Raw genomic sequence first — 11,393 nt, 5'->3', positions numbered from 1 at the left:
TTTTTTCCTTACCAGTTCACAGTTTGAAGGGCATTACCATTGATTGCCTGAGTACCGGGCTGATAGTTATAGTTATTAGGGCTAAGATAACTACTGGAACTATTTCGAATGGCACCATAGTCAGTTTGTGGGGTGCCACCGTTGTACTGATTCCAAGCGCTCACGCCTTGGTTAAGCGCTCCTGTTAGTGCATTTCCATTGGCAAGGTAACCAGATGCACGAGCGTTACCGACGCCTAACTGATTCTGTGCCATCGCCTGATTGCCCGCGCCCAACTGCCCGCCGAGAGTCTGCCCGGCCTGCTGGCTCTGCCCCACTGCGGTCTGCCCGATACCGGCGAGCGATTGCAAGCGGTTTTTGTTGGCAGTATCCGTTTGCAGCGCTCGCCCGAACGACTCGTTAAACTTAGTGCCGGCGTAGTCCTGCGCGTAACGTGTCGAAGCCTTCAGGGCGGCGCCAGAGAGCAGGCCGCCACGCGCTGCGGCCGAGTTAGTCAGCCCTTTCATGCCCTCGCTCATGCCGAACTGATAGCCGGGATCGCTGCCGACATTGGCACCACTGAATGAAAAGTCGGGCGCTGCTGCCAGTTTATTGAGCGCCGCACCACCAGCGAGGCGCCACGGCTCGTTGTCAGTACGTGCCTGCGCTGCCAAGCGCTCCTGTGCGGCCATCTGGTCGCGCGTGGTAGCGTCCGCTTGATTGGCGGCATTGGTCTGTGCGTCAACGGCTTTGCCGGCTGATTTAGAAGATACGTATGCGCCAACAAGGGCACTACCTGCAATTGCTGCCGCAACAAATGTCATGTTAGCTCCTTCACTTTAAGTTTATTGCCAAGCAAAAATTGGCTATCTGGCTCAGGCTCGATCATTTCGGCCTCGGCCTGCTCAAGCGTCGTTGCATCGGTGCGGTGGAATGTCACGCAGAGCGCGTCTGTCTCGCTGTAGACCGCGCGCTTAGTCCCCGGCTTACTGCACAGCAGATGTGGGCCGGTGATGCGCTGTACACCGTCATCTGTCGTAATTAGGACAGTCCCGCTGACCACGTAGTAAAAGTGTTCGCACTTGTGGACCTTGCCAACGATCGTCACATCAGCAGCGCGCCACACTTGGCGGCAGTACATGCCGGCGTGGAATGTGTGCGTCGTCTCTGGCTCGTATTGAGGATGCTTGACCATCTCGGCTTGTATGGCCTCGACGCGCGCCCGCATGGCTGGCGTCGCCGCTGGCAGGCCGGCGCCGTAGTTCGCAACAGGATTGATGACCATTACGAGCTAAAGTAGGCGCCGGCAATCGGCTGAATGTTGACCACGCCCGCAGTCGCGGCAAATCCTTGCAGGAAATCGCCCGCCTTCATCTGCGGCACCTGTACATCAATGTAGTCCTTGGCTGGTACAGACTTCGTTGGGAACATGCTGTTCGATACGCCATTGGAGCCAGCCAGAGGCACCGTGTAGAGCGTTACGTCAACCGCTGCGGCGCTGGTATTGGTCAGGCGCACCAAGCCGCCCTTGAGCAGCGTAGAGGCCGAGCCGGTGGGTACAGTAAAGATGGTCGCGGCTGTAGCGGTGAGCAATACCGGCTCGAACAGCTTTTGATAGGTCATTGCCATTTAGTTGACTCCGTTTTCTAGATCGGTGATGCGGCGGGAAATTCTGTTCTGTTCGATGCCGATTTGCTGCTGGTCGGCTTGCAGTTCTTCGACGGCTCTAGCGAGTCGGGCGTTATCCACCGTGACGCGCTCAAGCTCGGCCTGTAGCTCGTCGGCGCGGCGCTGCAATGCGCGGTCAGGCGCGGGTAGTGGCAGGTCGGCGCCCTCTGCCTCTAGCTCCTTGACAGCCAGTTGAAGCGCAACGGCCAGCAGTTGCAGTGCCGTCACAGCGGTAGTGGTCGTGTCCACATCAGCGGCAATATCCGGCACGGTGGCAGTGTCTGTCGCCTTGCCGACGATGCGCACAATGTTGCGAAAGGTGGCGATAGTCACCCGGTCGAAGCCCATGGCAGACATCGCCACTTCATCAAGTGACGCGACAGACTGCCTCATGACGTACCCTTGCGCGCTTCGATGAATGCGCCCTGAAACGCGATCTTGGCGTTAGCGGCGGTCGATACCTCAAACACGCGATCCCGCCCCATGCCGAGCCGGTTAAAGTTAGGCTTGTGCAGGTATTGGCCCGCCTTGCCAGCCGACGCTGTGAGCATCGCAGACCACGTAAAGCCGCCGTCATCGGACCAGCGCAGATAGACTTGCGGGTCAGGCTCGGCACTTGACGCGGTGGCCGCCTGCATATCGATCGTTAGCTTGTCGAAGAACTGGCGCGCACCGTCCGCGCTCATGTGCTGGAACGATTTCAAGCGCGTGATAGGCGCCCCGTTGTCCTGGTACGTGTCAAGGTCAAGCTCATACACGTTGCCGTTCTCCCAATCGCCCACCAGGTGCTTGCGCTGATAGAACGCATGGCAGTTGTCACGCACGCGGCCAAGCTGATTGGTATCGCTGCGATATGCGCGCTCCGCCCATTGCTGCGTGGCGGCATCGAATGCCCACGTCTTGCCGGCAGTCGGGAAAGTCAGCACGTAGAAGGAGTGGCCGGCCTGCTGGTAGCTGTAGGCTTGCGCGTCTGCGATGGTCGCGTAGGTGCGCATTTCCTCCTCTAGCGCGTGAGTGGAGACGCGCTGAGGCTGATAGCCCTGCATCTTCCACACCATCGCGTCGCCGCGCTCGTCGTTGCCAAGCCAGAAAACGCTGTTGTCCATCTTTACCGGCGAGTGCTTGGCAGCGCAGCCAATCTCCATTGTCGAGCCATCGCGGAACGAAAACGGGAAGTCGGCAGCGCCGCTTACACCGTAAACGTCCGTCGATTTCTCGTTAAACAGGATCAAGTCGTTATGGTCACGAATGTGGCGCACGATGTTGTCGGGCAGCGATTCCGAAGATGCAAAATCGAGCGCATCCACGGTTAGATCGTAGGCGCCTGTAATGTAGAACTGCTGGCTGTTTGGCTTGTTGAAGATGAAGAAGCCGTTAGCGAACTCCACGAAGTCCGATCCATACCAGCCATCGCCCGACATCACGCCGGTCGTATGGTCGGCCAACAGCACAGTGGGCGCTGTCGTCGTGCCATCTACAAATACCGCAGAGATTCCGTTGTCAGCCGCATAGACCGGGCCGGTGTAACTGGCTAGGCTGGCAGTGGTGAGCCATGCCGCACCGTCATAGCGATACAGCACAGCGCCGCGCACTGCGTACAGTTCGCCGTTGGATGCCTGGAACAGGCAGCGCACGCCATCGGTGCCGGGCATGGTCGAGAACAGCTTGCGCCCGGGCGTACCGTAGAACGTCATTGGCGCGGATGCGTCAACAGGGTTAGTTTCGCCGTACAGATTGATACAGCGTTGCGCACTGGCGATCAGCGAGCGCGAGCTATACGACGCCGTTTGCAGGATCACGCGGGGCATTAGCGGCGCCCCTGGTAGTAGCCGTTGCGCATCACAGCGTCAGGCATCTGCGATTTCGGGATGCGGACGTTGTTGCGTTTGATGATCTTGCGAGAGCGCCCAGCAAGCGCCGGAATGTCGGTCCGCAGTGGAGTGCCAAACGTGGCCGAAAGATGCTCACAGAGGCTATAGCGCAGCGCCAAGGCATATTCTGGCGGGAAGCCGATATCGTCAGTGGCGCCGGCGTACTCTGGCAGGTCAATACGCGTCACCATGCGCAGTTCGCCCACCATCGAGGCGGGGATTGGCTGGACTGAGCCGAGCGGGTAGGACGGCAGGTAGTAGATTGCGCGAGGCGTGGCGCCATTGTCGCGGCGCATACGCTCGTAGTCGGTCAGCGAATTGACGCACTCGACCGGGTAGATGCTCTGGTCCATGACCAGCGTTGCCGAGTCAATTTTGTTCGGGCGCTGCACGTTGACTGCGCCGCCTTCACCGATGCTATACGACGCAAGGCCAGTCAGTGGGACACTGATAACCTTTTGGGCGTACACATACAGGCCATCGGCTTGCCACATGGCGAGCATCTGCCCGAGCGTGGTCAAGGCATCGTCAAGCGTCTGGCCCGATGCGGTCTGACCTTCGCCAACAATGCCCAAGTCTTTTAGCGCGAGTTCGATGATTGTGGCAACAGTGGTCATTATTTCGCCTTGTTCGGGCCACGAGTGCGGCGGGCTTGTGCTTCTTCTGGCGCTGACACCTCGCCAACAGCGGCATAGCCAGCAGTGCGGGCGCGGTCTTCCTGCTCGGCGTCGACGGCAAGCACATAGCTGCCCTCTGGATCGCCGGCAAGGTACAAAACTTTGGGGAATTCTTGGTGCATGTAGCCTCCAAATGCCCCGGCCTCGTGAGCCGGGGCGCGGTGCTTAGTTGCTCAGGATGCGCGAGGCAAGTTGAGCGCGCAGAGTGCGGTATCCGTACAAAACGTCAAGACGGCATGGGAAGCTGCGGTCGGCGATGGTGAACTGACGAACCATCGACATCGAGATACCGTCCATGACCTCGCGGGCAGCGAAGTCCACGCCTTCTGGCAGGATCAAGTCAGCGGTGGCGAACGTGAAGGCATCCTTGTGGAAGGCCAGCGACGGCTTGTAGACGCCCGACGCGGTGCCGACCTTGGCAACGGTGGCGCCGTTGGCGATACCGGTTGCGACGACGTTCTGACGGCCGGTGGTGGTGTAGATTGCCGGGGCAAACGACAGCGTACCGGCACCGCCTGCATAGTCAGCGGTCACGACGAACTGTTGCAGCGCAGTCGTGTCAATCTTGGTCTCGGGGTGCACGCGGTTGGTGGTCGAAAAGGTGATGACATCGCCCTTCTTGAACGTGGTTGCGCCAGTCGCCAGCACGACAGTGGACGAGCCGTTAGCGGTCACAGCGCCGTTTACGGTGTAGCCGGTAGCGGCAGCAGCGGTGCCGGTCTGCGAGGAACCCAGCAGGGTGTTCTCGAAGATGTCGCCAAAGCCAGCGGTGGTGCCAACCTTGCCTTCACGGTACTGCTTCGAAATCTGCGTGCCGTCTTGGAACAGACCTTTGAGAGCATCCACCAAGTCCACGTTATCCTGCGTGTTCAGCAGCAGCGTGCGGGCATCGCCGGGGGCCAGTGCGTCCACCAGTTGCTTGCGGGCGTTCAGGGCTGCGCGCATGGTCATGGCAGAGCCGATGTTGTTGACGACCTGGTACACATCGTTCGCCATAGACAGGGCGTCGGCTTCGATAGTCGAGGCCAGCACTGACATTGCGGGCTGGATGATACGTGCGCTGAAATCCTGCAACGACATCGTCAGGTCTTGCGAACTGAAGTTCAGGTCAACACCCTTGACGCTGGCAACTTGCAGCGTGGTCGATTGCTCGGTGGTGTCCTGCGTCGCCATGTTGATGCCCGAGCGCACGGTGTACTCGTTCGGCAGGCGGATTTTCAGCGAATCGCCAATCTTGGCGCCGTCTTTGGCGAACGACGAATCGTATTGGCGATTGATCGAGCCGATGAAGTTGAGTTTCTGATGCAGGACGGCGAGGGCTTCGCGCGTCACTGCGGTGGGGGTGAGAATCGAATTGGCCATGTCTATTCCTTGGTAATTAAAAGGTTTGTTTCTTACGCCAGCCTCTGTTACTATGCTCCCACCACCACAGAGAGGAACCCACATGCCAAGCACCTACATAGCCGGAACCGAATACCGGTTCTTCAGCCACATTTATGCGGTGTCACGCGAGGGAAAATTCCTTCGATTTTTGAAGCCTGTCGAGCCAACAATCAGGCTCGATGGCTATATGCATGTCGGCGGTAAAATACTTGCCCACCGTATGGTTGCGACCTGCTGGCTGGTGAAGCCGGAGGGTGCAAACCACGTCCACCACTTGAACCACGACAAGGCCGACAATCGAGCCGACAACCTTGCGTGGGTCACGCCGAAGCAACACATGACCGAGCACCACGACCACGCAGGCCGCTATCAGAGAACTGAGGCGACCAAGCAAAAATTGCGTGAGTACAGGACCGGTAAAGCGGCATCGGATGAGACTAAGCAGAAGCAGCGCGAAGCTTCTCTGCGTCTCGGGTGTAAGCCGCCGCCCCGTAAGGTTGGCGAAACTCATAGCGAGCAAGCTATCCTCAAGATGCAGGAGAACAGCCCCAATGCCGCAGCATGTGAAGTGGATGGAATTGCATATAGGTCCTTCTCCGAAGCCGGTAGAGCGCTTGGAGAAAAACCCCACAGCCTGCGTAAGCGCTGCCTATCAAAGAATTTCCCTAATTACAGAATGCTGTTTCCTAGTTAGTTGAGACCACGTTCTTTGTTGCGACGGCGTAGCCACTCATCGAGCGGCAAGTCGTCGCGCAGACCGGTGTCGGTGCTTCCATTGGCGCCAATCGGCTTGACTGGCGCGGGGGCTTTTGAGACAGGTTTGGCGGCGACTGGCTGGCCGAGCTTGTATTCCAGCTTGGTCAATTCGCGGGCCATCTGTACGGGCGAAAGGGCGGTAATGCGTGCGGCCTCGTCCAAGTCGTTGCCAAGGTAGTGAAGGAGCTTTGCCCCTGCATCACTGGTGGTAGCGAGTTCCAGGAAATCCCGGTTCATGCCGACCATGTGAAGATTTGCGAGAGCCGCGTCGAAGTCGGGAAACTCCTTGACGCCCTGCGCGTGAACCCTGTTGCAAGACTCGTTGAACGACTGTTCAGCAACCATCTTTTGCGCTTCCTGCTGGACGAGCGAGCGCACGTCATTAGGATTTGCTTCTGATTGGTCGCCGGCTTGAAACCGTGCGATCTGCTCGCGGAGTTCGCGGGCTTCCTGCGCGGTGGCGTCAGCTTGCCGTTTCGCTTCGTACTTCTCGCGGGTCAATTCACCGATGCGCTTCTGGAACCACGGCTCCTTCTTTGCCGCTTCCTCCTTCTGCTCTGGCGTTTCTTCCTGCGCTTGCTCGGTGGTCGCTTCCTCGCCAATCACTTGCTCGACCTGTTGCACCTGTTCCGCTTGCGCGTCTGCCGGGGTCGCAGTTTCTGTTTCTAGGGTCATGGATTTACCAAGTTAGAGAGCATCGCCAGTGCCGGGCGAAGTCGGTTCTTGCGCACCTTGTTCAGGCGAAAAAAAACCCGCGTTAGCGGGCTGTTCGGTTTGTTCGGTCATGCCGTCTATGTCGTCCTGCCGGACATCAAGCCCGACCTCGTAGGCCAGTTGCGCGGCCAGTTCAGGCGTGAGCTTGTCCTTGATGACAGCAAGGCGTGCGGTGTGCGCCATGTACGCTTTAATGCGGCGGTCCTCTGCTGCTGCGCCAGCATTGCTTTTCAGTTCGTTGTACTGCTCACCAAGCTGCTGCATGTTCTTTTCAAGCTCTTGGTTATGCTGCTGCATTTGCCGCATCTGCTGCTGAACTTCTGGCGGGATCTGCGGCTTGCCCTCGTCCTCGTCGCGCAGCTCAGGCGGCAATGCTTTCTCCAAGCGCTCGGCAATCTTGTCAGCCATCGGGAAGTCTGCGGCCTTGAAGATCAGGTCGCCAGCTTGCGCCATCAGGTTAGGGCTGCGGCTTGCCATCTCGGTCATAGCCTGGAACGCCTCGGCGCGCTTGCTACCGTAGGATGGGCCGACCGATACTGTTACGTCATAACGGCCGACTGCGAGGTTATAAATCTTCTCAATCTTGCCGTCCTGCCCCTGCTTCTCGGTCATGGCTTGCTGCTGGTTCGGATCAAGCTTTACCTCGTCCTGCGTGCCGTCCTCGCCAAGCATCCGCTTGATCGACTCGGTGTCGTAAATCTTCGGGATCAAGTCAACGAGAATCTTGCCGGTGTACTTGATAGCGCGGGCAATGTTATCGATGAAGTGGAATGTCGCGGTGTCCCCTTCACGCTGGCGAGCAACGATGGCGCGTCCGCTGGTCTCGTTCGACTTGGCGCCCATGCTGGCGTCGTACTGGCCGCTAGCCATTTTCATTTCTTCACTGGCGGTCTGCATACCTTGCAAGAACAACTGTGCGGGCGCAGGCGCCACCATGCGCTGCGGCATCGGGATAGGCTCGCCATTCTCGCTGTGAGCATTCCACGGCAAGTAGGCTAGGTTCTCAGTGTTAGCGCGATCCCATACATGTTCGTAGCCTTCAATCGCCTCTGCTGCGGCAATGATCGGTGTCTTGGTCTGCAATGCGCCATACTCGATGGCTGCGCTGCTGTTGTAGTTGTACATGCGTTGCGCATCCTTCATGGCGCGCGTGTGGCCCTTGCGGTCAACCTTGCCGTCAATCTCTACCTCGTCGCCTACCACGCGGACGATGGGGATATATTTTCCGAGCCAGTCGGTTTGGTCGAGGATTTGGTCGCCTGCGATCAGATACCACTTGCATGTGCGCTTCGACACTGCTCGCTTGCGGAAGGACTGATCGGCTTTGATCTGCTTTGCCATCGCCTTGTCTTCGACCTCGGAGAGCATGAACGTCTCGCCGCTGTTCGCATCGAGGCACAGCGTATCCTTGACCTCGACAATCTCGTAGTACTCGGCAACGCGGATCGTTTCCTTGCTCATCCACGAATCACCAGCAGGCGAAGTCCACGACACCGGCTCAGCGTCAGGGTACTTTTCCTCGAATACTTCCTTTGGCATATCCTCAAACACGAAGGCAAAGCGCATATCGCTGCCGTCTGCCTCCTGAATGTCAGGGTCCAAATACACGTTGAGCGGATTCTTCACCGTCTTGATGTAAATCTCTTGGTCAAACGACTTCTCGTCGGCGTAGTCAGTAATGATGCGCCAGTAGCCAAGCCCAGCATCGACGGCAAACTCGCCGGCAGTGTCATAGGCGGTATCGGCGCTGCTGTTCGACTCGATGTGGCGGATCACGCCGTTAAAAACCTCGGCGGTGTCCTTGTCGGCACCATCGTCCACTGGATACACGCGAACCGCTGGCTTATTCTGGCGTGCGTCGTTGGTAATCTGGCGATTGTGCTGCTTGACTTTGTTGACGGTCAGGAACGGGCGGCGATCTTGCGTGCGCTGGCGTGCCATCGCCTCATCCCACTGATAGCCGTTGTCTGGATCGCCATTGGCAAACTTGAGGTCAGCTTTCCACAGCAGGCGCGTGGTCGACTCGCGGTCCTCGCAGCGCGCAAAGCGGCGCTTGGCCTTGGCAATCAGTTCATCGGTCTTATCGTTTTGCTTTGCCATTAGGCCATCCATGATTGATTACCGACTGCCAGGCTGGCGAGCGGCTTTAACTTGACCTTCTCGCGCTTGTCCTTGACCATCCCCGGGAATATCTCGGTGAGCGCCCATATCAGCGCATCAGCACGGTTAGGCGACGACTCGCCCATGTAGCCAGAGGTGGAGAACGCTACAAGCTCATCCTCCATATCGCGGAACTCACCAACGTGGCGTACTTTGCCTTGCTCATACAGCGCCGAGAATGGTTCCGCTCGTACTGCCTTGCCCCGTGTTGCTGTGACCTGCTTGTATGGCGTGCGTGGTCTTGCTGTCTTGATTACGTGGTGCACCATTGCGCCGCCGTAGTTAATCTCACCAACAACAATGTCGGCTGCGTGCCGGTCGAATGCGTCCGTTGCAACCTTGCCCCATGTTGCAGGGCCAGCCTTTACAGTGCAGTCCTCAAGCAAGTAGGCATTGCCATCTGTGCCAAGCCCCACCACGCAGATACCGATTGCGTCGTTGTCCGCGTTGTCCGAGTCGCCCGATCCTGAAGGGTCAACAGCGACCACGACGCGCACCATATCGGGTATCACGCCATCAGTTACGCGCCACTTATCAATCGTTTCGTCGTGAAACAGCGCGTGTGGGTTAGCGTCGGCAAACTCCCCTTTGAGGAATCGCTTTTGTAGCCGTGGCGACAGGTTTTGCAGCGTTTCAAGATAGCCCGCCGAAAGGTTCTCGGCGTTATCCATCGGGTTGATTTGAAAGAACGCGTAGTCACCAGGTCGAGCAATCGGCTTCTTTGACTCGGGGTCGCGCTTCTCAATGAACTGCATGTATGACCAATGCACTTTCGACGGCGGGTTGCAGTCGTAGTACATGCGCGGCTTGAGTGGCACGTTGTCTCGCCCGTTAATCACCTGCGTGGCAAGCTGCGCCAAGCGAGTGACTGCGACGCCGACCGACCCCCACGGAATCTGTGACGACTCGTTAAGGTAGATCGTTGCAAACTCCATACCCAAAATCTTCTCGGTGCGCTCCTTGTCGTCCAAGCCACCAAACCAGATTTGCGAGCCGCCGTCTACCGTTGCGAACCAATCCGTCTTGTTCAGCTCCCACTTCACGCCGGGGAAGGCAATTGCCATCACCTTCGGGAAGGTGTCCATCACGACCGACGCTTTTACCGCATTGAAGCGGAAGCGCAGAATTGCATGGCGCGAGCCTGGCGCTTTCAATGCGCGCATGACCACGTTGCGAACGAGCAGGAATGTCTTACCGCTGCGGCTTCCACCAAACAGCATCAGGTGAGTAGCGTCACCCGCGAGGATATGCTGTGCCTCCTGCTGCTTGGCGTTGAGCTTAAATGCGCTCATCCAATGCCGACGCTTGAATAACTACCGGCCCGCCACCCTCACCCGTTACCTGCAATGGCAGGAGCTTGGGATAGATCGTTCCCCAAAACACGCGCTCGTTCGATGGATCTTCCTGCGCCCAAGCGGTCAAGCGTGCAGCGCCGCCCAATGCTTCAGCAGCGGCGGCAATCGCATCCTTGGCTGTCTGCGTGGTCTTGTTGGGCACTCCCTTGGGGCGACCGGGAGACACGGGCATAACCTTTTTGGCCCTTTGTTTTTCGTCTGGCATGATTCTTTCCTGCTTACGCATTCACCGTGAACACGACAAGCTCACCAATCAGCCGCTTGCTTGCGTCCGTGTACGTGAGCCGTGCTTTGTAGTCGCCGGGCAAGCTCAGGTCGCCATCAGCGAACACGTACACCGCATACTGTCCTGCTGCGTACGTGCCATCGTTGGGCGTGACCAGCGCGACGCTGCCTACAGAGACAGCCGGATTGGTCTTGGTGATGACGCTGCCATCAGGGCGCGTGATTGCCAGGCTCAGGGTCGTGAAGCCGCTGATGGTGAAGTTTTGATTGAAATTGAAGCTGATGCCGTATTCGCCAACGTTCATAAAAGGTTGCCTGTGAGGTTGAGCGCCGCGTTTGACATCGTTGCGTGACGGTTGATAGGGGCAAAGCGCATGATGGTGCTCATGTTGAAATTGGCTAGCGTCACCGTTATCGGGTAGAACGTGCCGACTTGCGCATAAGCCACCACGCCCAGCGGGTAAGCGATACCAGGTGCAGCAGCGCCACCCATTGCGGTAGCTGTGCCGACTGCTGCGAAAGCGGAAACGCCGGCAGGATATGCGGTGGCTGCTGATGGCGAATCTGGCCTACTGCCTACCGGCGCGCTTGAGATTGGGCCGAAT

15 protein-coding genes are annotated in these 11,393 nt (G+C 58.2%); 1 reads left to right on the top strand and 14 read right to left on the bottom strand.

Annotated features, from left to right (window positions below; genetic code table 11):
- Positions 1-8: 8 nt before the first annotated feature.
- From ACP7BZ_RS06000 to ACP7BZ_RS05965, 8 genes are read right to left on the bottom strand one after another with little or no spacing between them, the layout of a single operon-like run.
- A complete protein-coding gene (locus ACP7BZ_RS06000; protein WP_426111050.1) occupies positions 9-803 on the bottom strand; it encodes a hypothetical protein in 795 nt (264 codons plus the stop codon).
- Complete coding sequence (locus ACP7BZ_RS05995) at positions 800-1,264, bottom strand: hypothetical protein (protein ID WP_426111048.1); 465 nt, start codon at positions 1,262-1,264, stop codon at positions 800-802. The genes ACP7BZ_RS06000 and ACP7BZ_RS05995 overlap by 4 nt, the downstream gene beginning before the upstream one ends.
- Positions 1,264-1,608 (bottom strand): hypothetical protein, encoded by a 345-nt coding sequence (locus ACP7BZ_RS05990; RefSeq protein ID WP_426111046.1) that lies wholly within the window; start codon positions 1,606-1,608, stop codon positions 1,264-1,266. The genes ACP7BZ_RS05995 and ACP7BZ_RS05990 overlap by 1 nt, the downstream gene beginning before the upstream one ends.
- Positions 1,609-2,040, bottom strand: coding sequence for a hypothetical protein (locus tag ACP7BZ_RS05985; RefSeq protein WP_426111044.1), 432 nt, complete (start codon positions 2,038-2,040; stop codon positions 1,609-1,611).
- The gene (locus tag ACP7BZ_RS05980) at positions 2,037-3,455 is read right to left on the bottom strand and encodes a hypothetical protein (RefSeq protein WP_426111042.1); all 1,419 of its coding nucleotides are present in this window, start codon (positions 3,453-3,455) and stop codon (positions 2,037-2,039) included. The genes ACP7BZ_RS05985 and ACP7BZ_RS05980 overlap by 4 nt, the downstream gene beginning before the upstream one ends.
- The gene (locus tag ACP7BZ_RS05975; protein ID WP_426111040.1) at positions 3,455-4,135 is read right to left on the bottom strand and encodes a hypothetical protein; all 681 of its coding nucleotides are present in this window, start codon (positions 4,133-4,135) and stop codon (positions 3,455-3,457) included. The genes ACP7BZ_RS05980 and ACP7BZ_RS05975 overlap by 1 nt, the downstream gene beginning before the upstream one ends.
- The gene (locus ACP7BZ_RS05970; RefSeq protein WP_426111038.1) at positions 4,135-4,317 is read right to left on the bottom strand and encodes a hypothetical protein; all 183 of its coding nucleotides are present in this window, start codon (positions 4,315-4,317) and stop codon (positions 4,135-4,137) included. Before ACP7BZ_RS05970 ends, ACP7BZ_RS05975 begins: the two co-directional genes overlap by 1 nt.
- A 43-nt stretch (positions 4,318-4,360) precedes the next feature.
- Complete coding sequence (locus ACP7BZ_RS05965; protein ID WP_426111036.1) at positions 4,361-5,557, bottom strand: P22 phage major capsid protein family protein; 1,197 nt, start codon at positions 5,555-5,557, stop codon at positions 4,361-4,363.
- 82 nt (positions 5,558-5,639) lie between these two features.
- On the opposite strand from ACP7BZ_RS05965, the gene ACP7BZ_RS05960 reads away from it, so the two are divergent.
- A complete protein-coding gene (locus ACP7BZ_RS05960) occupies positions 5,640-6,272 on the top strand; it encodes an HNH endonuclease (protein ID WP_426111034.1) in 633 nt (210 codons plus the stop codon).
- Here the strand turns inward: ACP7BZ_RS05960 and ACP7BZ_RS05955 are convergent.
- The 6 genes from ACP7BZ_RS05955 to ACP7BZ_RS05930 are packed head-to-tail and all read right to left on the bottom strand — an operon-like array spanning position 6,269 to position 11,281.
- Positions 6,269-7,009: a hypothetical protein gene (locus ACP7BZ_RS05955; RefSeq protein ID WP_426111032.1), complete on the bottom strand. Its 741-nt coding sequence runs from the start codon at positions 7,007-7,009 to the stop codon at positions 6,269-6,271. The two genes, ACP7BZ_RS05960 and ACP7BZ_RS05955, sit on opposite strands and share 4 nt — an antisense overlap.
- 12 nt (positions 7,010-7,021) lie before the next feature.
- On the bottom strand, positions 7,022-9,148 hold the full coding sequence (locus ACP7BZ_RS05950) for a portal protein (protein ID WP_426111030.1): 2,127 nt from the start codon (positions 9,146-9,148) through the stop codon (positions 7,022-7,024).
- Positions 9,148-10,500: a phage terminase large subunit gene (locus ACP7BZ_RS05945; RefSeq protein WP_426111028.1), complete on the bottom strand. Its 1,353-nt coding sequence runs from the start codon at positions 10,498-10,500 to the stop codon at positions 9,148-9,150. The genes ACP7BZ_RS05950 and ACP7BZ_RS05945 overlap by 1 nt, the downstream gene beginning before the upstream one ends.
- Entirely contained in the window at positions 10,487-10,768 is a 282-nt protein-coding gene (locus ACP7BZ_RS05940; RefSeq protein WP_426111026.1) for a hypothetical protein, read from the bottom strand. Before ACP7BZ_RS05940 ends, ACP7BZ_RS05945 begins: the two co-directional genes overlap by 14 nt.
- Positions 10,769-10,781: 13 nt before the next feature.
- The gene (locus tag ACP7BZ_RS05935) at positions 10,782-11,093 is read right to left on the bottom strand and encodes a hypothetical protein (protein WP_426111024.1); all 312 of its coding nucleotides are present in this window, start codon (positions 11,091-11,093) and stop codon (positions 10,782-10,784) included.
- Positions 11,090-11,281, bottom strand: coding sequence for a hypothetical protein (locus ACP7BZ_RS05930; protein WP_426111022.1), 192 nt, complete (start codon positions 11,279-11,281; stop codon positions 11,090-11,092). Before ACP7BZ_RS05930 ends, ACP7BZ_RS05935 begins: the two co-directional genes overlap by 4 nt.
- Positions 11,282-11,393: the final 112 nt, after the last annotated feature.

This window comes from Massilia sp. PWRC2 (assembly GCF_049896725.1).
GTDB lineage: Bacteria > Pseudomonadota > Gammaproteobacteria > Burkholderiales > Burkholderiaceae_D > JAFCUW01.
Note: the sequence above shows the minus strand (reverse complement) of the source record. Positions and strands in the feature narration are given on the sequence as shown.